Origin of the sequence: Luteimonas chenhongjianii, assembly GCF_002327105.1 — a bacterium.
Taxonomy (GTDB): domain Bacteria; phylum Pseudomonadota; class Gammaproteobacteria; order Xanthomonadales; family Xanthomonadaceae; genus Luteimonas; species Luteimonas chenhongjianii.
Genome location: NZ_CP023406.1, coordinates 3,047,685 through 3,067,528, shown reverse-complemented (window position 1 = coordinate 3,067,528; position 19,844 = coordinate 3,047,685). Strand labels below are relative to the sequence as shown.

Annotated in this window: 17 protein-coding genes, 1 tRNA gene and 1 riboswitch; of the genes, 11 read left to right on the top strand and 7 right to left on the bottom strand. The window is 67.5% G+C overall.

What is annotated here, in order from left to right; all coding sequences use genetic code 11:
• Window positions 1-9: 9 nt before the first annotated feature.
• Complete coding sequence (locus CNR27_RS13870; RefSeq protein ID WP_096299686.1) at window positions 10-807, bottom strand: thiazole synthase; 798 nt, start codon at window positions 805-807, stop codon at window positions 10-12.
• A 245-nt stretch (window positions 808-1,052) separates the two neighbouring features.
• Window positions 1,053-1,253 (bottom strand): sulfur carrier protein ThiS, encoded by a 201-nt coding sequence (gene thiS, locus CNR27_RS13865; RefSeq protein WP_096299684.1) that lies wholly within the window; start codon window positions 1,251-1,253, stop codon window positions 1,053-1,055.
• A gap of 163 nt (window positions 1,254-1,416) precedes the next feature.
• On the opposite strand from thiS, the gene CNR27_RS13860 reads away from it, so the two are divergent.
• The 6 genes from CNR27_RS13860 to CNR27_RS13835 all read left to right on the top strand — a co-directional run bounded on the left by CNR27_RS13860 (window position 1,417) and on the right by CNR27_RS13835 (window position 7,243).
• Window positions 1,417-3,276: an autotransporter domain-containing protein gene (locus CNR27_RS13860; protein ID WP_096299682.1), complete on the top strand. Its 1,860-nt coding sequence runs from the start codon at window positions 1,417-1,419 to the stop codon at window positions 3,274-3,276.
• A 76-nt stretch (window positions 3,277-3,352) separates the two neighbouring features.
• Window positions 3,353-3,426: transfer RNA gene (locus tag CNR27_RS13855), tRNA-Gly, on the top strand.
• A 94-nt stretch (window positions 3,427-3,520) separates the two neighbouring features.
• Complete coding sequence (gene rimK / locus CNR27_RS13850) at window positions 3,521-4,444, top strand: 30S ribosomal protein S6--L-glutamate ligase (RefSeq protein ID WP_096299680.1); 924 nt, start codon at window positions 3,521-3,523, stop codon at window positions 4,442-4,444.
• 260 nt (window positions 4,445-4,704) lie between these two features.
• Window positions 4,705-5,196: a hypothetical protein gene (locus CNR27_RS13845; protein ID WP_096299678.1), complete on the top strand. Its 492-nt coding sequence runs from the start codon at window positions 4,705-4,707 to the stop codon at window positions 5,194-5,196.
• A gap of 9 nt (window positions 5,197-5,205) precedes the next feature.
• A complete protein-coding gene (locus CNR27_RS13840; protein ID WP_096299677.1) occupies window positions 5,206-5,889 on the top strand; it encodes a response regulator transcription factor in 684 nt (227 codons plus the stop codon).
• On the top strand, window positions 5,876-7,243 hold the full coding sequence (locus CNR27_RS13835; protein ID WP_096299675.1) for a sensor histidine kinase: 1,368 nt from the start codon (window positions 5,876-5,878) through the stop codon (window positions 7,241-7,243). The genes CNR27_RS13840 and CNR27_RS13835 overlap by 14 nt, the downstream gene beginning before the upstream one ends.
• 21 nt (window positions 7,244-7,264) lie before the next feature.
• Here the strand turns inward: CNR27_RS13835 and CNR27_RS13830 are convergent, their stop codons facing one another.
• Genes CNR27_RS13830 through metF form a run of 3 tightly spaced genes read right to left on the bottom strand, consistent with a single transcriptional unit; the run spans window position 7,265 to window position 9,677 of the window.
• Window positions 7,265-8,182 carry a branched-chain amino acid transaminase gene (locus CNR27_RS13830; protein ID WP_096299673.1) on the bottom strand — a complete coding sequence of 306 codons (918 nt, stop codon included), beginning with the start codon at window positions 8,180-8,182 and terminating at the stop codon, window positions 7,265-7,267.
• Window positions 8,183-8,229: 47 nt separating this feature from the next.
• Entirely contained in the window at window positions 8,230-8,805 is a 576-nt protein-coding gene (locus CNR27_RS13825) for a hypothetical protein (RefSeq protein ID WP_096299671.1), read from the bottom strand.
• Window positions 8,806-8,852: 47 nt separating this feature from the next.
• The gene (metF, locus tag CNR27_RS13820; RefSeq protein ID WP_096299669.1) at window positions 8,853-9,677 is read right to left on the bottom strand and encodes a methylenetetrahydrofolate reductase [NAD(P)H]; all 825 of its coding nucleotides are present in this window, start codon (window positions 9,675-9,677) and stop codon (window positions 8,853-8,855) included.
• Window positions 9,678-10,055: 378 nt separating this feature from the next.
• On the opposite strand from metF, the gene CNR27_RS13815 reads away from it, so the two are divergent.
• The 3 genes from CNR27_RS13815 to CNR27_RS13805 all read left to right on the top strand — a co-directional run bounded on the left by CNR27_RS13815 (window position 10,056) and on the right by CNR27_RS13805 (window position 12,309).
• On the top strand, window positions 10,056-10,613 hold the full coding sequence (locus tag CNR27_RS13815) for a DUF3228 family protein (RefSeq protein ID WP_096299667.1): 558 nt from the start codon (window positions 10,056-10,058) through the stop codon (window positions 10,611-10,613).
• Window positions 10,614-10,714: 101 nt separating this feature from the next.
• The gene (locus tag CNR27_RS13810; RefSeq protein WP_096299665.1) at window positions 10,715-11,875 is read left to right on the top strand and encodes a zinc-dependent alcohol dehydrogenase; all 1,161 of its coding nucleotides are present in this window, start codon (window positions 10,715-10,717) and stop codon (window positions 11,873-11,875) included.
• Between the two features lie 23 nt (window positions 11,876-11,898).
• Complete coding sequence (locus CNR27_RS13805) at window positions 11,899-12,309, top strand: hypothetical protein (RefSeq protein ID WP_096299663.1); 411 nt, start codon at window positions 11,899-11,901, stop codon at window positions 12,307-12,309.
• Between the two features lie 324 nt (window positions 12,310-12,633).
• Here CNR27_RS13805 and ahcY read toward each other — a convergent pair whose 3' ends face one another.
• Window positions 12,634-14,088, bottom strand: a complete 1,455-nt coding sequence (ahcY, locus tag CNR27_RS13800; protein ID WP_096299661.1) for an adenosylhomocysteinase — start codon at window positions 14,086-14,088, stop codon at window positions 12,634-12,636.
• 37 nt (window positions 14,089-14,125) lie between these two features.
• Window positions 14,126-14,239, bottom strand: a riboswitch (S-adenosyl-L-homocysteine riboswitch).
• A gap of 142 nt (window positions 14,240-14,381) precedes the next feature.
• Between ahcY and CNR27_RS13795 the strand changes: the two genes are divergently transcribed.
• Together CNR27_RS13795 and CNR27_RS13790 are read left to right on the top strand one after the other, a co-directional pair.
• On the top strand, window positions 14,382-16,169 hold the full coding sequence (locus tag CNR27_RS13795; RefSeq protein ID WP_096299659.1) for a LysM peptidoglycan-binding domain-containing protein: 1,788 nt from the start codon (window positions 14,382-14,384) through the stop codon (window positions 16,167-16,169).
• Between the two features lie 200 nt (window positions 16,170-16,369).
• Entirely contained in the window at window positions 16,370-18,874 is a 2,505-nt protein-coding gene (locus tag CNR27_RS13790) for an alpha/beta hydrolase family protein (RefSeq protein ID WP_096299657.1), read from the top strand.
• A 195-nt stretch (window positions 18,875-19,069) separates the two neighbouring features.
• Here the strand turns inward: CNR27_RS13790 and CNR27_RS13785 are convergent, their stop codons facing one another.
• Window positions 19,070-19,801 carry a proteasome-type protease gene (locus tag CNR27_RS13785; RefSeq protein ID WP_096299655.1) on the bottom strand — a complete coding sequence of 244 codons (732 nt, stop codon included), beginning with the start codon at window positions 19,799-19,801 and terminating at the stop codon, window positions 19,070-19,072.
• Window positions 19,802-19,844: the final 43 nt, after the last annotated feature.

Below are 19,844 nucleotides of genomic sequence, written 5' to 3'. Positions count from 1 at the left end.
GCGCCGCGATCAGCCGACCAGGCCGTCGACCGGCGAGGAGGCGCTGGCGAAGCGCTTGCGCGGAATGCGACCGGCAAGGAACGCCTCGCGACCGGCTTCGACCGCCTTGCGCATCGCGCTGGCCATCAGCACGGGATTGCGCGCGCCGGCGATCGCGGTATTCATCAACACGCCGTCGCAGCCCAGTTCCATCGCGATCGCGGCGTCGGACGCGGTGCCCACACCGGCGTCGACAATGATCGGCACCTTGGCGTTTTCGATGATCTCGATCAGGTTGTACTTGTTCTGGATGCCGAGGCCCGAGCCGATCGGTGCGGCCAGCGGCATCACCGCGGCGCAGCCGATCTCCTCCAGCCGCTTGGCCAGGATCGGATCGTCGGAGGTATAGACCATGACGTCGAAGCCGTCCCTGACCAGCTGCTCGGCGGCCTTGAGCGTCTGCACGACGTCGGGGAACAGCGTGCGCTGGTCGCCCAGCACTTCGAGCTTGGTCAGGTTGTGACCGTCGAGCAGCTCGCGTGCCAGGCGGCAGGTGCGTACCGCGTCTTCGGCGGTATAGCAGCCTGCAGTGTTGGGCAGGATGGTGTACCGGTCCGGCGGCAGCACGTCGAGCAGATTGGGCTCGCCCGGGTTCTGGCCGATGTTCGTGCGCCGGATCGCGACGGTGACGATCTGTGCGCCCGCGGCCTCGGTGGCCAGGCGCGTCTCGTCGAGATCCTTGAACTTGCCGGTGCCGGTCAGCAGGCGGGAGGAATAGGTCTTGCCGGCGATGACGAGGCCGGCATCTGCATTGGGAGCGGTGGTCATTGGGGGATTATCGCCGATGCGGACACGGCTGCGCGCGGAGCACGTGAACAGGCGGCCGTGCGATGGCGCAACCGCGGGCCGATCGCTTCGCCCACGAAGAGGCTGGCCGGCTGCGGTCGGCAGCCCATTGGGGCCAGGCGAGAGCGGTTGGCAGGGTGGCGTGCGCCAGGCAGCGCCTGGCGCCTCGGCAGGGCAACTGCCTCAGGGGCGCAAAGACCTGCTGAGCGTCGCGTCGCGCGTTCCGCTCAGCCGCCACCCAGGGCGTGGACGATCTCGACCGCATCCCCTTCGGTGATTACATGGGTGTCATGGCGCCCGCGCGGCACGATCTCGCCGTTGACCTCCACGGCGACGCGGCGGCCCGTCAGGCCCTGCTGCTCGAGCAGCGCGGAGACCGTGCTGCCGGCTTCGATGGCGAGTTCCTCGCCGTTGAGTCGGATGTCCATGGGGCAATTGTCGCCGCTTCGCTTGTTCGGCGCATCCGTGCGGCAGTGCGGCGTGCCGCGGGTGAATACGCGTGGGATCATCCGCGCCCGACGCGGCCGTGGTCCGCGCCGCGCCCGGCCCGGTGGATCGTCCCCGGCCGGAATTTCCAGGAGAGCTCCCCCGATGTCGTTCAGGCCCATCCGTGCCGCCCTTGCCGTGGCAATCGTTGCTGCTGCCGCCGGTCCTGCTTTCGCTGCCGAGACGTTCTCCCGCACCGTGTTCTTCGGCGACAGCCTGACCGATTCGGGCTACTTCCGGCCGGTGCTGACGCAACCTCAGCTGCTCGGCCCGCAAGGCGCGATCCTCGGACGTTTCACCACCAATCCGGGCCTGACCTGGGCCGAATACGTCGCCGACCGCTACGGCACGCGGGCAACCCCCAACGGCAACGGTCAGAGCGGCGACAACTACGCGGTCGGCGGTGCGCGCATTGCGGTCGATACCGCGACTGCGCTGGGCAGCGTGCCATCGCTGCAGACCCAGGTGAGCCGCTATCTGGCCGCCAACGGCGGGCGCGCGGATGCCGACGCGCTCTACAGTGTCTGGGGCGGCGCAAACGATCTGTTCGCAGTCTCGGCGGCCCCCGCCCAGGCCCAGCAGATCATCGGCGCGGCGGTGACCGCGCAGGTCGGTCTGGTCGCTGCGTTGCAGAACGCAGGCGCGCGCTATGTCGTCGTGCCGGCGATCCCCGATCTGGGCCTCACCCCGCAGTCGCGCGCCGGCGGCGCCGCGGCGATGGCGGCCGGCACCCAGCTCGCGAGCACCTATAACGCTGCCCTCTACGGCGGGCTCGCAAGCCAGGGGCTGCGGGTGATCCCGGTGGACGCCTTCCGCTTCCTGCAGGAAGTCTCGGCCGCGCCGGCGCTGTACGGCTTCGCCAACGTGACCTCGCCGGCATGCCGCACCCAGCCTGCGCCTGCCGGGGATTCCTCGCTGTTCTGTAATCCCAATTCCTATGTGACGCCGTCCGCCGGGGAGTCGTACCTGTTCGCCGATGGCGTGCATCCGGCGGCGCGCGCCAACGAGATGATCGCCGACCTTGCAATTGCCATGATCGATGGCCCGCAGCAGATCGCGGTCCTGCCGCAGTCGGCGGCGATGACCGGCCGCGCCCGGGCGGACCGGATCAACAGTCGCCTGAGCCTGGCGCCGGCCCGCGGCGAGGGCCGCAGCTGGTGGACGGACGTGCGCGCCGACATGCAGCGCTACGACCATGGCGATGCCTATGACGGTGTCGGCCCGGCGGTGACCGCGGGGCTCGACTGGACGACGGGCGCCGCGACGTTCGGCGGCTTCATCGGCTACGGCAAGCAGGGTAACGACTGGGGCATGCGCCGCGGCAGCTGGGATCAGGCCGAGACCACGGCCGGCGCCTTCATCGGCTGGCGCGCCGACGGCGGTGCCTGGGTCAATGCGCAGCTCAGCTACACCTGGCTGGACGTCGACTCCGACCGCACCGTGCAGATCGGTCCGGTCACCCGTCTGCATCGTGGCCAGGCGGACGGCAGCAACACGACCGCAGCGATCGCCGCAGGATGGAACTTCGGCGAGGGCGCGCTGCAGCATGGCCCGGTCCTTTCGCTGGTTGGCCAGCGCATCAAGATCGACGGATTCGCCGAGAGCGAGCCCACGCTGTCGAGCTCGCTGGCCTATCCGGCCCAGGACATCGACTCGCTGGTCGGCAGCGCCGGTTGGCAGATCGCGTATGCCGCCAGCGATGCGCTCCGCCCCTACGCGCGTCTCACCGTCGACCGCGAATTCGAGGACGCCCCGGCGGAGGCCTTCGCGCAGGCCCAGTCGCTGCCGTCGACGCTGCCCTATGCCGTTCCGGCACGCGGCTACGACGACAGCTACGCGACTGCGACGCTGGGCACCCAGACCCGTCTGTTCGGGCTGGATGCCAACGTCGGCGCGAGTCTGACGGTGGGGCAGAAGGCCGGCAGCAACACGACCTTCTTCGCGACGATCGGCGCGGGCTTCTGATCCGGGCGCGCAACGCTGCCGTCACGTCGGCGGCGTTGCCAACGCGCGCGGCCGCAGCATAGACTGGGCATCTCGCGCGGGTGTAGTTCAATGGTAGAACTGCAGCTTCCCAAGCTGCTAGCGTGGGTTCGATTCCCATCACCCGCTCCACGTTCCAGCTGCATCCGGCGGCGACACCAATGAAACTGGTGTCGCCGCTTTTCGTTGGCGGCTGTCCTCGGGCATGCGCCCTACCGGTGATTCGATGAAGCTCGCGATCCTCTCCCGCAACACCAGGCTCTATTCCACGCGGCGCCTGGTCGAGGCGGCGCGCGCGCGCGGGCATTCGGTGCGCGTGCTCGATCCGCTGCGCTGCTACATGCGCATCGGCAGCGAGGGCATCTCGATGCGCTACAAGGGCAAGCCGATCGTCGACTACGACGCCGTGATTCCCCGCTTTGCAGCGTCGGTGACGCGCTACGGCTGCGCGGTGCTGCACCAGTTCGAACTGATGGGCACCTTCGCGCCGAATCCCTCGGCGGCGTTCGCGCGCGCGCGCGACAAGCTGCGCTGCCAGCAACTGCTCGCCGCCGAGGGCCTCGGCCTGCCGGTCACGGTGTTCGGCGACAACCCGGACGACACCGACGACCTGCTGGCGATGCTGGGCCCGCCGCCGCACGTGATCAAGCTCAACGAGGGCAGCCAGGGCGCGGGGGTAATGCTCACCGAAAAGCCCTCGGCCTCGCGCGGCGTCGTTGAAGCACTGCGGGGACTGTATGCGAGCTTCGTGGTGCAGGAGTTCATCGCCGAGGCGCAGGGCGCCGACCTGCGTTGTTTCGTGGTGGGTGATCGCGTGATCGGAGCGATGCAGCGGCAGGCGCCGCCGGGCGACTTCCGCTCCAACCTCCATCGCGGCGGGACTGCGACGCCGGTCGACACCACGCCCGAGGAGCGCGCGGTCGCCGTGCGCGCGGCCCAGGTGATCGGTCTGGGTATCGCCGGGGTGGATCTCATCCGCTCCGAGCGTGGCCCGCTGGTGCTCGAGGTCAACGCCTCCCCAGGTCTGGAGGGCATCGAGGCGGCCACCTGTGACGACATCGCCGGTGGCATCGTCGATCACCTCGCGGCTCATGTCCGGGGCCGCGCAGGCGGCCGCCGTGGGCGGCAGGCCCCGGCCAACGGAAGTTGAACGATTTCTTACCTTATTTCGACGGCGGCGCGCGTAGCCTGCAAGTCCGGAATGCGCTAGCGCTCTCTCCACCCCGGTTCGCCGGGGACTTAGCGGATGACGGCAATCGGGGCAACACCTTCGACCCGGGCGACCCTTCGCCCGGGTCTTTTTGTGGACGCAGCGGCAATCATTGTCCCGTCCAGGCCCTACAGGCAGAATCGGGAGGATTGCAACGCGGCCGCGGTGTGCGAACGTCGTTCGATTACAGGAGGTGTCGCATGTGCAAGTGGATGCTTCCGGTTCTTCTCGCGTTTCTTCCGCTGGGCCCGGTGAGTGCGAACGTCACTGCGAACGATGCAGTCGCGCTGGACAAGGGCGTGGACCTGGGCCGATCGTTCGAGGCGCAGCGTCAGGCGATCCTCCAGGCCTTGGCCGACGGAGAGGTCTACAAGGAGATTTCTCCGGAAGATATGCAGATCGTGCGAGACTCGCTCGCCCGGATGTCGGGGCTGCTTGGCGACGTGCAGGACGTGGGACGTTTGCCTGAGCTGACGAGGGTCGAGATATTCAACGAGCAGGGCCGGGTCAACGCCCTGCTGACCCGTGCCCACGCGGACAGCCGTCTGGTCTGCAGGCGCGAGAAGCCGGTCGGTTCCAACCGTTCCATCAATCGGTGCATGACGGTTGCCGAGCGCAACCGCGAGCGCGACAACGCGCAGGACCTCATGCGGAACCAGAAAAAATCCGAAGAACTAATAAATGTACGTTAAGAGGTTTCAATGCACATTCTCGTTATCGAAGACAACCAGGACATTGCCGCCAATCTCGGGGATTACCTCGAAGACCGCGGGCATACGGTCGATTTCGCTGCCGATGGCGTGACCGGCCTGCATCTCGCGGTGGTCCACGACTTCGACGCGATCGTGCTTGACCTCAACCTGCCGGGCATGGATGGTCTGGAGGTGTGCCGCAAGCTGCGCAACGACGCGCGCAAGCAGACGCCGGTATTGATGCTCACCGCGCGCGACAGCCTCGACAACAAGCTGGCCGGCTTCGACTCCGGCGCCGACGACTATCTGGTCAAGCCGTTCGCGCTGCAGGAAGTGGAAGTGCGCCTCAACGCGCTTTCGCGGCGGGGCAAGGGCACCCACACGCGCGTGCTCGATGTGGGGGATGTCGAGTACAACCTCGACACCCTGGAGGTGCGCCGCGGCGGCAAGCTGCTGCAGCTCAATCCGACCGCCCTGAAGATCCTGCAGTCACTGATGGAAGCATCCCCGGCCGTGGTGACCCGCCAGGAGCTGGAAACCCGGGTCTGGGGTGAGGAATTGCCCGATTCCGATTCCCTGCGCGTGCACATCCATGGGCTGCGTGCGGTGATCGACAAGCCCTTCGACGTTCCCTACATCCAGACCCGCCACGGGATCGGCTACCGCATCGCGGTTCCCGATGCGGCCAGCTGAATCGAGTCCGGGCCGACCGGCCCGGACCCGCGGTCGCCGCCGTTTCCGCAGGCGGCTGCGCAGCCGCATCATCCTGTCGTTCGTGCTGCTCGGTCTCGGGCTCACGACGATCTTCGCGTTCCTGACCCAGGAAGCGCGCGACCGCGTCGAGAACACGCTGGTCGAAGACCTGATGAACCGCAACATCGACGAGTACGCGCGACGCTACTACGTGGATCCGGCGCGCAATCCGGCAGTTCCGGTTGAGCAGATCCGCGCGCGCGTGGTCAAGCGCGAGCGCTTCGAGGAGCTGCGCCGTGAGCAGCCCGACTGGTACGAACTCGGCGACGGCATCCACAACCTCAGCGGCATCGACGAGGATGGCACGCCCTTCATGTACAAGCTCGCCGTGCGCAAGACGCCCGATGAGTGGTTCTTCCTCGCCTATGACATGAGCGAGACGATGCGCGGCGCGACGCAGTTCCAGCGGGCGATCTTCGGATCGGTGGTGCTGGTGTCGCTGCTGTCGCTGCTGATCGGCTGGTGGTCGGCGGCCCGGGTCATGAGCCCGGTGTCGGCGCTGGCCGCACGCCTGAGCCGATCGGGCGACAGCTCCATGCCCGAGGCGCTGGCGCCGCATTTCCCGGATGACGAGGTCGGCCAGCTGGCCAGCGCACTCGACGACTATGCGTTCCGGCTGACCGAAGTTGTCCAGCGCGACCGGGAGTTCAACGCCGATGTCAGCCATGAACTGCGCACACCGCTGGCGGTGATACGCGGCGCGGTGGAGCTGCTGCTGTCGCGGCCCGACCTCGACGACAAGACCCGTACCCGGCTGCTGCGCATCCAGCGCGCCGAGCAGCAGTGCACCGACCTGATCAGTGCACTGCTGTTGCTGTCGCGCAACGAACGCGGCCACGGGGCGACCGATGTCGGCCGCGTCGTCGAGCAGTTGTTCGACGCGCACCGAGGGCAGCTCGGCGGCAAGCCGCTCACGCTGCGGCTGGAGGCAGGCCCGCGGCCGCTGATCGTCGATGCCCCGGAGTCGGCGGTCACCGTCGCCGTCGGCAACCTGGTGGGCAACGCGATCAAATACACCCTGGAGGGCGAAGTGGTCGTGCGCCTGGGCGATCACGCCGTGGAGGTGGCCGATTCCGGGCCGGGCCTCAGCGCCGAGGATGCCGCGCGCCTGTTCGAACGTGGCTATCGCGGCACCCATGCCGAGCATTCGCAGGGCGGCGGCATCGGCCTGTCGATCGTGCGCCGCCTGTGCGCCCTGTACGGGTGGCAGGTGCGCGTGGTGCCGGGTCCGACCCGCGGCGTGGTGGCGACACTGTCGTTCCGGCCCCCGGCGCCATCGATGCCGGCGGACTGACGCCGGCATCGAGGCAAGCCTTCACGGCTCCAGCGGTTCCAGCCAGCCGTGTACGTCGGGCGTGGTGCCCTTGAACAGGCCGAAGAACAGGTCCTGCAGGCGCCGGGTCACGTCGCCCGCGCGGCCGGTGCCGACCTGGCGCCCGTCGACCGAGCGGATCGGGGTGATCTCCGCCGCCGTGCCGCACATGAAGAGCTCGTCGCACAGGTACAGATATTCGCGCGGCAGGTCGCGCTCGATAACCTCGATGCCGTTGGCGCGGGCGAGGGTGATGATCGTGTGCCGGGTGATGCCGTTGAGCAGCGCCGCGCTGACCGGCGTGGTGTGCAGGACGCCCTCGAAGACCAGGAACAGGTTCTCACCCGCGCCTTCGCTGAGCAGGCCCGTCGACGCAAGCGCGATGCCCTCGCCGAAACCCAGGCGCCGGGCCTCGCGCGCGACCAGCTGGCCGGAGAGGTAATTGCCGCCGGCCTTGGCGCCGGCCGGAATCGTGTTCGGCGCGAAGCGCTGCCAGCTCGACACGCAGGCGTCGATGCCGTTCTCAAGCACGTCGTCGCCGAGATAAGCACCCATCTGCCAGGTCGCGACGGCGACATCGACCGGCGTGTCGGCCGACAGTCCGAACCCGCCGAGGCCGCGATAGGCGACCGGACGCAGATATGCCGAGCGGAAGCCGTTCCTGAGGATCACCTCGCGCGATGCCGCGTTGAGCGTGTCCAGATCATAGGGAATCTCGATCTCGTGGATTCGCGCCGAGGCGTAGAGGCGGCGATTGTGTTCGGTCAGGCGGAAGATCGCCGGGCCGCTCGGCGTGTCGTAGCAGCGGATGCCTTCGAACACTGACGAGCCGTAGTGCAGCGCGTGCGACATGACATGGGTCGTGGCCTCGGCCCACGGCTTGATGCTGCCGTTCTGCCAGATCCATTCGGGATAGTGCATCGGTACGCTCGCAAAGGATGGAGCGGAGATTCTGCCCGAAGCGCGCGCTAGAGGCTCAGCCACCAGCAGCCCAGGTGGCGGCGCAGGCCGAACACCGTGTGTACGGTGCCGCCGTCGTTGCCGCTCTGGTCCACGCGCAGGGATGTGGGCGCGCGCTCGGGCGCTGCGGTGGGAATGTCGCGCGCGCTGACCCAGCCCGAGAACCCGAGCTGCTGTTGTGCCAACACCGGCTGGGCCGGGCGCTGGGCGGTGATGTCGATCAGCGGTCGCTGGGCGATCCCGTCCAGGCGGTCGAGGATCCGGTAACCGCCGCTCTGGCTCAGGCCCTGCCAGTGGTAGAGGCCGATCAGGCGATTGGTGTCGCGCTGGTGGATCGCGAAGCCCAGTTCCTGGATCAGGCCGCGCAGGTGGCGCTGGCAGCTGAACCGGGGCGTATGCGACGTGGCGGCACCGGGACGGGGCGTACTCTCGCTCGCGCCGACGGCCTGGCAACTGCGGTCGGTGTAGATCGTGCCGCCGTCGGGTCCGGTGCAACGTCGGACCTGCGCGGCGACGAGCGGCACCTGCAACGCCGGCAAGGCCACGATGGCCAGCAGGACGGCGGTCAGGAATCGGTGGGGCATCGGTGCAGACTAGCGGCTGGGCGGCTGCTGCGACAGTGGCACGCGCCTCAGGACAGGCGCGCCAGCACTGCCTGGGTCGGGCGGGCGAGGTTGAGCGTGTAGAAGTGCAGTGCCGGCGCACCGCCGGCGATCAGGCGTTCGCACAGCCGGGTCACGATGTCGACGGCCAGCTCGCGGATCGCATCGACATCGTCACCGTAAGCGCTCATCTGCCGGAGCATCCAGCGTGGGATCTCGGCCCCGCAGCCTTCCGAGAAACGGCGCAGTTGGCTGAAATTCGAAATCGGCATGACCCCCGGAATGATCGGCACCTCCACGCCTGCGCGGCGCGCGCTGTCGACGAAGTGGAAATACGCATCCGCGTTATAGAAATACTGGGTGATGGCGGCATCGGCGCCGGCATCGACCTTGGCCTTGAAATGACCCAGGTCCGCGCGCGCATCATCGGCCTGGGGATGGATCTCCGGGTAGCACCCCACCTCGATGCGGAACCGATCGCCGAACTCGCTGCGGATGAAGGCCACGAGTTCCGAGGCATAACGCAGGTCGCCCGGATGGCCCATGCCGGAAGGCAGGTCGCCACGCAGCGCCACGATCCGGTTGCAGCCCATCGCACGATAGAGCTCGAGCAGCTCGCGGATCTCCTCGCGACTGCCGCCCACGCACGACAGGTGCGGCGCGGCGTCGAGACGATGCTCTTGATTGAGCCGGCGCACAGTCACGGGCGTGTGGCTGAGCGTGGAGCCGCCGGCGCCGAACGTGCACGTCACGTATTCGGGCGCGTGCGCTGCCAGCTTCCTCACGGTGCGATCCAGCTGCGTGCGCTGGTCGTCGGTCTTGGGCGGGTAGAACTCGAAACTGATCGGGATCATGCGCGGCGCCGTTGGCGGATCTGGAGAAGATCATATCTCTTTATCGCGATGGATTCATTTGAATTGCCACTGACGATCCTGCACAAGGGGTGCACGGACTGGTATCCGCGCGCTGTGGGTGCGGTCCCCGTCCAGGCCGGGCGATCGCCGACTGGGGGCGTGCTGAGCCACCGCGTCTGGTCGCTGCGAGGGATGGCAGACGAGCCGCGGATGTCCGCTTGCGGCAATCGCGGTTGCGGCCACTGCGGCGGTCGCGGTGCACTCCGGTTCCCAGGCCGCGGGCGATCCGATCCGACATGGCGCTCCCCACTGCGATACCGTCGCGCCTTGCCGCGCGCGGCAAGGCCGGAATTTCCTTCATCCTCCAATGATTGCCCCATGTCCATCGTCATGACCCCCTTCGCCCGCGCCCGCCTGTTTCCCCGCGGTGGACGCGCCAACGCCATCCAGGACTGCACGCCTGCGCAGTTCCAGCAGCGTCTCAACGACGAGGCGCCGTTCGCCGTGCTCGACGGCTACGCGCCCTTCTGCAAGCTGCACGTGCATCGCAACTGGACCTCGACCCGCTGCCTCACCGTTCCGGTCACCGAGGCCAACCGTCATCTGCTGCGCTCCGGCTACGAAGCCCGCAACCCGGCCGAGCTGCCGGTGCTCGTGCGCTGGTTCGAGGGCGTCGAAGCGCCGGTGGCGCGCTTCCTCATTCCGATCCTCTACAGCCGCCAGCAGCTGGACAAGGAAGGCACGCCGATCGAGGGCGACTGGGGCATCGTCGGCTGCCTGTACACGATGGAACCGGCGGAGATTCCGATGGCCCCGATCACGATGCTGCGCAACGCACTGGGCGTGGAAGAGGGTGGATCCGGCGTGCCGCTCGATCGCCAGGCATATCGCCGGAGCGTGGAGTTCTGGGACAGCAACGCCAACTGGCGTCCCTGAACACGCTGCCGAAAGTTCGCTGATCCCCGCGCCGCTTTCACATGCGGCGCGCGATGGTCTGGCCTCCGCCGAATCCGGCGCCGCCGCCCACGGAGAATCGAATGCTGGCCACCACCTACCGGCGACCGCGCACGATGCGCATCGCTCACGTCGCCGAGCCCGAGATCGAGCATCCCAACGACGCGATCGTGCGCGTGACCCGCAGCTGCATCTGCGGTTCCGATATCCACATCTACAACGGCCTGGTGCCCGATACGCGCGTCGGGTCGATCATCGGCCACGAGTTCACCGGCGTCGTCGAGGAAGTCGGGCCCTCGGTGCGCAACCTCAAGGTCGGCGACCGTGTGCTGGTGCCGTTCAACATCTTCTGCGGCAGCTGCTTCTTCTGCCAGAAGGAGCTCTACGGCAATTGCCACAACGTCAATTCCGAAGCCAGCGCGATGGGCGGCTTCTACGGCTACACCCACACCGCCGGCGGCTATGACGGCGGCCAGGCCGAGTACGTGCGAGTGCCCTTCGCGGATGTCGGCCCCACCGTGATTCCCGACGACATCCATATCGAGGATGCGGTGCTGCTGACCGATGCGTTTCCGACCGGCTACCAGGCCGCGGAGATGGGCGACATCCGCGAGGGTGACACGGTGGTTGTGTTCGGTGCCGGCCCGGTCGGATTGTTCGCCGCCAAGAGCGCGTGGTTCTTCGGCGCGGGCCGGGTGATCGTGGTCGACTGCGAGGACTACCGCCTGGAGTTCGCGAAGAAGTTCGCCCACTGCGAGACGGTGAACTTCCGCGAGATCGACGACATGGCCACGCATCTGAAGAAGATGACCGACTGGCTGGGTGCGGACGTCTGCATCGACGCGGTGGGCTGCGACGCCAGCGGCAGTGCGTTCCACACCTTCACCGGAAAGATGGCGCTGATGCAGGCTGGCTCGCCGATCGCGCTGCACTGGGCCATCAACAGCGTGCGCAAGGGCGGGCGCATCTCGATCGTCGGCGTGTACGGACCGACCTTCAACATGATTCCGATCGGCAACGCGGTGAACAAGGGGCTGACGCTGCGCATGAACCAGGCCAGCGTCAAGCGCCACCTGCCGCGGCTGATCGAGCACATCCGCGCCGGGCATATTTCGCCGCGGGACATCATCACGCACCGCATTCCGCTGGAGGATGTGGCCGACGCCTACGACATCTTCGTCAACAAGCGCGACAACTGCATCAAGCCGGTGCTGATACCGCCCTCCGCATACGGTGCGGTGTGATGGCCGGCCAACGGGAGACGACCATGGACAACGCAAGCAAGTTCGCCCACATCCCCGGCTGGGGCGCAGACCTGCCGCGGGAAAACCGCCCGGCGGTGCCGATGGAGCGCACCCCGCCGCGGCTCGATGTGCCGTGGAGCGATCCACCGCCGCAGCAGCCGATGACCGTCGAAATCCTCAAATCGGTCGAGCGGCCCGAACATTCGCGCACTTTCGGCACGCGCCTGCCGCCCAAGGGGCTGAGCGGCGTCATCCGGCGCGCCGCGTTCAAGCGCAGCGAGAACGACATCGGCCACTGGCTGATGCTGATCGCCGCCGACCGCGTCAACGTGGTGGAAGGACTGTGCGAGGACGTGCGTCGGTCGCCGACGAAGCTCGCAGTCGTCGGTATCGGCGCCGCGCTCGCTGCGTGGTGGTTGCTGCGCGACGACTGAGCGCAGCAGCCTGGCAGAACGGAAACGGAGCCATGCGGCGCCGTTCCGGTCTTGCGCGGGCGGTGTGGTTTGCCTGTCCGCCTGGCTCGCGGTCGCAGCGGGGCTCGCAGTGGGCGGAGGCCGTGGCTGCTTCTCGTCACCGTTGCCGCGCTCGCAACCGAATGACTGGTATGGCCGAGCGCGCACTCCTGCAGGGGCGCGTGTGTTCGAGGCCGCCGGCGATTGTGGCAGGCGTCTTGGTCGCGCTTCGTACGCTGAGCGCACGCACAAAAAAAGGGCGCCTTGCGGCGCCCTTTTTCCGTACCGCGGTGACCGGCGAGGCGATCAGTAGCGGTAGTGATCCGGCTTGAACGGCCCTTCCACCGGCACGCCGATGTAGTCGGCCTGCTCCTTGGTCAGCGTCGTCAGCTTCACGCCGATCTTCTCCAGGTGCAGCCGCGCGACTTCCTCGTCGAGGTGCTTGGGCAGCAGGTAGACCTTCTTCTCGTAGCTGTCCTTGTTGGCCCACAGGTCGATCTGCGCCAGCGTCTGGTTGGCGAACGAGTTCGACATCACGAAGCTCGGGTGGCCGGTGGCGCAACCAAGGTTCACCAGGCGGCCTTCGGCCAGCAGGAAGATGCTGTTGCCATTGGCGAAGGTGAACTTGTCGACCTGCGGCTTGATGTTGGTACGCGTGGCGCCAGAGCCGTACAGCGCATCGACCTGGATCTCGTTGTCGAAGTGGCCGATGTTGCAGACGATCGCCTGGTCCTTCATCGCCTGCATGTGCTCGAGGCGGATGATGTCCTTGTTGCCGGTGGTGGTGACATAGATGTCGCCGCGGCCGAGGGTCTCCTCGATCGTGGTGACTTCATAGCCTTCCATCGCCGCCTGCAGGGCGCAGATCGGGTCGATCTCGGTGACGATCACGCGGGCGCCGTAGGCACGCAGCGAGGCGGCCGAGCCCTTGCCGACGTCGCCATAGCCGCAGACCACGGCGACCTTGCCGGCCAGCATCACGTCCATCGCGCGCTTGAGGCCATCGGCCAGCGACTCGCGGCAGCCGTAGAGGTTGTCGAACTTGCTCTTGGTGACCGAGTCGTTGACGTTGATGGCCGGGATCAGCAGCGTGCCGGCCTCGGCAAGCTGGTAGAGGCGATGCACGCCGGTGGTGGTCTCTTCCGAGACGCCCTTCCATTCGGCGACGGTGCGGGTCCAGAAGTCGGGACGCTCGGCGCGCACGCGCTTGAGCAACGCCTTGATCACCTGCTCCTCGTGGCTGCCGCCGGTGCTGTTGACCCAGCTCTCGTCGCCCTTCTCGAGTTCATAGCCCTTGTGGATCAGCAGGGTCACGTCGCCGCCGTCATCGACGACCAGCTCCGGGCCGATCAGGCCGCCCTTGCCGTCCGGGAAGCTCAGCGCCTCCAGGGTGCAGTCCCAGTATTCCTCCAGCGTTTCGCCCTTCCACGCGAACACCGGCGTGCCGGTAGCCGCGATCGCGGCGGCCGCGTGGTCCTGGGTCGAGAAGATGTTGCACGAGGCCCAGCGCACGTCGGCGCCGATGTCCTTGAGCGTTTCGATCAGCACCGCGGTCTGGATGGTCATGTGCAGCGAACCGGTCACGCGCACGCCCTTGAGCGGCAGCGTGGCGGCGTGCTTCCTGCGGATCGACATCAGGCCCGGCATCTCGTGCTCGGCGATGTCGATTTCCTTGCGGCCCCAGTCGGCCAGCGAGATGTCGGCGACCTTGTAGTCGCCCTCGGTCGAAAAGACGCGCTCGGTCTTCAGTTGTGCGTTCATTGCGTGCTCCGTAGCAGGAATGCGGGATGCGCATTCGCGATTACGGGCGCCGTTTGCAGGACACCGCGCCGAGCCTGGCCGTCGTGGACAGCCGCACTGGAAGTGTGGCGCGTGGTTGACCCACGTGACGGTCGCAGCGCCCCTCGGCGAGGCGGACGCCCATTCTATCGCAGGCCGCGGGCCGGCGATCCCGGGACGTCGCACCGGTACGGCACTTCGGGGTCATCGAATGAACAGAAGTTCAGGCTGGGGGCATGGCCTCGGGTTTACCCCAGTAGGTCGGCGCGTCCGGCATGCAGGACCATCTGCAGTACGCGCCGATGGCGCGACTCTTCGACGACGACCAGGTGGATCGCGTGCACATGCAAATACATGACGGCGGCGGCTCGATTGCGCGGACCCTCCCCACACCTACGCTCGATCCCACCCGGCACAACGTGGTGGCCGGCGATACCGTGGCTTCGCTCGCCGAGCGCTACATGGTCAGTCCCGAAGCGATCCACGCGGCCAATCCGCAACTGGTCTCGCCGACTGCGCAGGGCGGCAATGTCATCCAGCCGGGCGATGTCATCGAGATCCCCGTCTCGCCGATGAGCGCCAGTGGCGATGTCGAGGGCGGAGATGCGAACCACTCCACCACCGACATCAAGGTGTCCGCCAAGGCGGCCGATGGCAGCATCACCTGGCAGCCCGACAGCACGGCGGTGAAGCTGACCGCCGAGCAGGAAGTCCAACTCGGGAACAGCCGCGCCGAAGGTGCGGCAGCTGGCAGTCGCGGCGCGTCGATCAGCGTGGCCAGCGAGTCCTCCGTCGAAGTGCAGGAAAGCAGCGGCGATGGCACGACGTCGTTTGCGGTCACCACAGGCACCCAGGTCAGCGTGTCGGGGGAGGCGAACGCCGGTGGCCGCGGCGGCGCGGAGGTCGAGGCCAGCGCCGCAACCGGTTTCGAATCCACCTACAAGGTCACCTTGCCCGGGGAGGACCGCAGCGTCGAGGCGGCGGCAGCGGTGAATCCCTTCGACCCGACGACGATCCCGGTCGGCGGCAGCGTCACGCTCGACAGCAGCGCGTTCGCCGAGACCGCGCTCGCCGGCTCGTTCCGCATGATCGGCACCGAGACCAAGGTCAAGGAGTCCGATGGGGTCAGCTACACGGTCGAGCGCGTGGACGCCGACACGGTGCGGGTGACCAGCGGCCCGACCGAAACGATCAACGCCTTCAACGGCGTGGGCCTGCGCGCGGGCGATCTGTCGCTGATGGCAGGCCGCGAGGACCAGCTGCACGGCGCGACCCTGCAGACCGCCGAGTTCGACATCTCCAGCGTCGAAGGCCAGGCCGCGTATGCCCACTTCAATTCGACCGGACAGGTGGCGCACGAGACAGCGGGCGTCGACAACGTCGCCACGATCTCGCGCATCGACTATTCCTCGCAGACCCAGCTTCGTGCCGGTTACGACAGCCTGAGCGTGGCGCTCGGCGGGCAGGCCAATCTCGGCAGTTCGGTGCAGGTCGAATACCCGGACGGCTCGCGGTCACTGACCACCGATCTGAGCTATGGAGGCAACGTACCGCTGACCATCGAGCAGCGCTTCGACGCAGCAGGAAACGAACTGCCGGGCGAGCGCAGCTACGCCTTCGAGCTCGATACCGATCGACCGTCCTACAACTGGTTCGAACGCAACATCCTCGGTCGCAACGAAGCCAGCGAAGAGCAGGCCAACGCCGATCTGCTGAACTGGGCGCTGACCGGCGACGTCGATGGCGCGGGACCGGTCGGGGCCGGCGAGACGGTGACGCTGACCTTCAGCGAATCGCAGCTCCAGGCCCTGATCACGCAGACACGCGCGACGGTCGACGGCAACGAGCTGGGCGGCGCGCATCCGGACCTGCGCGTTCTCGTCGAGGACTACAGCGGCACGCCGGTCAACGACACGATGGACTTTGCGGTGGCGCTGGCGCGCAATCTCGGCGGCGATGCCTACGGTTTCGCCGCGCGCCTGCAGACCATTTCCGCAGGGGCCGACGGAGACAGCTCCAATCGCGGCTATGCCCGTATCGATGCGGATGTGCAGACGCGCTGATCCGCTGCACGGTTTGGCATCGAATGGATGTCAGTTTCGGGGCCACCTTCGGGTGGCCCGTTTTTTTGCGTCCCGTTGTGATGCGTCTGCCGCAAACGCGTGTCTCGCTGCAAGTCCCGACGGTCCCGGTCCGATTGCGCGGGTAGGCCCTGATGCGGCGGGTATGCTCGACGACCCGCGTATGTCCGGATTGCCTGCCGATGTCTTCAACGAGTACCCGTCGCCACCTCTCCGTGGTCGTTTCCGCCACGCTGCTTGCCGCAAGCCTGTCATGGAGCGCGCCCCTGCTCGCGCAGGACGGCCTTGGCGCGGCGACGTCCAACACCAGCGGCTACCAGTTGCCGCCCGAGGCCCTGCAGGCGATCGTCGACGCACCGCGCCCGCCGCGGCTGCTGCTGAGCCCGAATCGCGATCTGGCGGTTTTCCTGCAGACGCCTGCATTGCCCGGTATTGCCGAAGTCGCGCAGCCCGAGCTCAAGCTGGCCGGTATCCGGATCAACCCCAAGACCTATTCCAGCAGCCGTGCCTCGTACGTCACCGATCTGTGGCTGCGGCCGGTGGACGGCGGTGGCGATCAGCGTATCGCCGGACTGCCCGAGCCGCTGTCGCTGGCCTCGCTGCTGTGGTCTCCCGACCAGCGCCATATCGCCTTCAGCCAGGTCGACATGCGCGCCGGGCAAGTGCAGTTGTGGATCGTCGATGTCGCCACCCGTCAGGCGCGCCGGCTGCTCACGCAGCCGCTCAATGCGGTGGTCGGCAACGGTTTCGAATGGATGCCCGACAGCCGCTCTCTGCTGGTCCGCCTGCGGCCCGAAGGGCAGGGCGAGGTGGGGCAGGAAGATGCGGTGCCAGCCGGCCCGAATGTGCAGGACACCGGCGCCGGTGGCACGGTGCAGCAGCTGCGCACCTACCAGGACCTGCTGCGCAGCGAGGCGGATGCGCGCGTGTTCGCGCACTACATGACCAGTCAGCTCGCGTATGTGGCGCTCGATGGCCGGGTCACGCCGATTGGCGCGCCGGGCATGACCACGAGCGCGAGCGCGTCACCCGACGGACGCCACATCCTGCGCCAGCAGATCGACCGGCCGTTCTCCTACCAGGTTCCGTATTCGCGCTTCCCGCGCCGGATCGAGGTCGTCGGTCTGGACGGCGCCGTGCAGCACACCGTCGCCCGTCTGCCGCTGGTCGAGGGCCTGCCGGTCGGCAACGACGCGGTGCCGACCGGTGTGCGTTCGGTCGCCTGGCGCAGTGATGCGCCCGCCACGCTCGCGTGGGTGGAAGCGCAGGACGGCGGTGATCCGTCGCGTGAGGCCGACGTGCGCGACATCGTCTACATGCAGGCTGCGCCGTTCCGCGATGCACCGCAGGTGCTGGCCGAACTGTCGATGCGCTATGCCGGCACGCAGTGGGGCACCGGCGATCTCGCCCTGCTCAGTGAGTACTGGTGGAAGACCCGAAAGATCCGCGAGTGGAGGTTGCAGCCCGATGGTGGGGCGGCGCCGGTGCTCGTGCGCGACGGTTCCTACGAGGATCGCTATGCCGATCCCGGCAGCGCGGTCACGATGCCCGACGCCACCGGCAACAGCCGGCTGCTGATCGCCGCCGACGGCACCAGCATCTACCGCATCGGTGATGGCGCCTCCGACGATGGCGATCGCCCCTTCCTGGATCGCCAGAACCTCGCCGACGGCAGCACCGAGCGGCTGTTCCACTCGCAGGCGCCGTACTACGAAGCCCCGGTGGCGGTGCTCGATGCCCAGGCCACGCGGCTGTTGACCTCGCGCGAGACCCAGGTCGACCCGGCGAACTATCTCGTGCGCCGGGTCGATGCACCCGACGCGGCGCCGATGGCGCTGACCGCATTCGAACATCCCACGCCGCAGCTGCGCGACGTGCAGAAGGAGCTGGTGCGCTTCAAGCGCAAGGATGGCGTGGACCTCAGCGGCACGCTGTACCTGCCGGCCGGCTACGACGCCAGGCGCGACGGCCCGCTGCCGATGCTGATGTGGGCGTATCCGGGCGAGTTCAAATCCGCCGATGCCGCCAGCCAGGTCACCGATTCGCCGCACCGCTTCAATGCGATCGGCTACTGGGGGCCGCAGGCGTTCCTGGCGATGGGGTATGCGGTGTTTGCCGACGTGTCGATGCCGATCATCGGTGAAGGCAACGCGGAGCCCAACGACACCTACATCGAGCAGCTGGTGGCGAGCGCCGAGGCCGCGATCGACGAAGCGGTACGCCGCGGCGTGGCCGACCGTCGCCGTGTCGCGATCGGCGGGCACTCCTACGGCGCGTTCATGACCGGCAACCTGCTGGCGCACTCGCGCCTGTTCGCGGCCGGCATCGCCCGCAGCGGCGCCTACAACCGCACGCTGACGCCGTTCGGTTTCCAGGCCGAGGAGCGCAACTACTGGCAGGCCCAGGACACGTATCTGAAGATGTCGCCGTTCAACTATGCCGGGCAGATCAAGGACCCGATCCTGCTGATCCATGGCGAGGAGGACAACAACTCCGGCACCTTCCCGATGCAGAGCGAGCGCATGTTCGCTGCGATCAAGGGTCTGGGTGGCACGGCGCGTCTGGTGATGCTGCCCAAGGAGTCGCACGGCTACCGCGCCCGCGAGTCGATCCTGCACATGCTCCATGAAACGGAGGCGTGGCTGGACCGGCACGTGAAGAACCGACCGGCGGATACCGCGCGCTGAGCGCGTCTCGTCAATCGGCCTCTCCCTTCGGGAGGGGCCGATGCGCGCAAGCACTTCGGATGAGAGGTATGGGGGTCTGCGCTGGTGAGCATCATCCGCATTTCGCGAATCTCTCCCGGAGGAGGGCCGGGGAGGATGCGGGAGCCGGGCGCGTCGGTTCCCCGTGGGTCATGCGCCACGCGTGCAGCGGCCGGATCAGGCCCAGTCGGGCAACGGTAGATCGGCGACGGCGCGGCGCATGCTCTCGTTCCAGTGGCTCCGGATCGACTGCAGGTAGGCGTCGCCATCCTCGTAGCGCCGCTGGATCTGGACCTGGAGGCTGTCGCGGCAGTAGACCAGCAGATCGATCGGCGGGCCGACCGACAGGTTCGAGCGGATCGTCGAATCGAACGACACCAGCGCGCATTTTGTCGCGGTGACCAGGTCGGTGCGCGAGGTGATCACCCGGTCCAGGATCGGCTTGCCGAACTTGATCTCGCCGCTCTGGAAGAACGGTGTCTCCCGCGAGCTCTCGATGAAGTTGCCTTCCGAGTAGACAAGAAACAGGCGCGGCGCCTCGCCGCGGATCTGGCCGCCGACGATGAACGAACCACTCGGATCGATTCCGCTGTCGCGCAGATAGCTCTCGTCACGGGCGCGGATCTCGCGCATCGCATCCCCGACCACCTGCGCCACCTGGAACATCGACTGCGCATTGAGGATGCCGACGCGATCGGTCTCGTGACGCGCGCGATGCTCGATGAGGTTGAGCACGTTCTGCGTCAGCGAGAGGTTGCCCGCCGACAGCGTGACCACGACCCGGTCGCCATCCTGGGCGAAGACCCGCAGTTTTCCGGCACGGCGGATGTGGTCCACACCGGCATTGGTACGCGAATCGGAGGCCAGTACGAGGCCTTCGTCGAGGTTCAAACCGATGCAGTAAGTCATAAGGTGCCGCGACAGCGCGCAATTGCAGCACGCATTGTGCCCC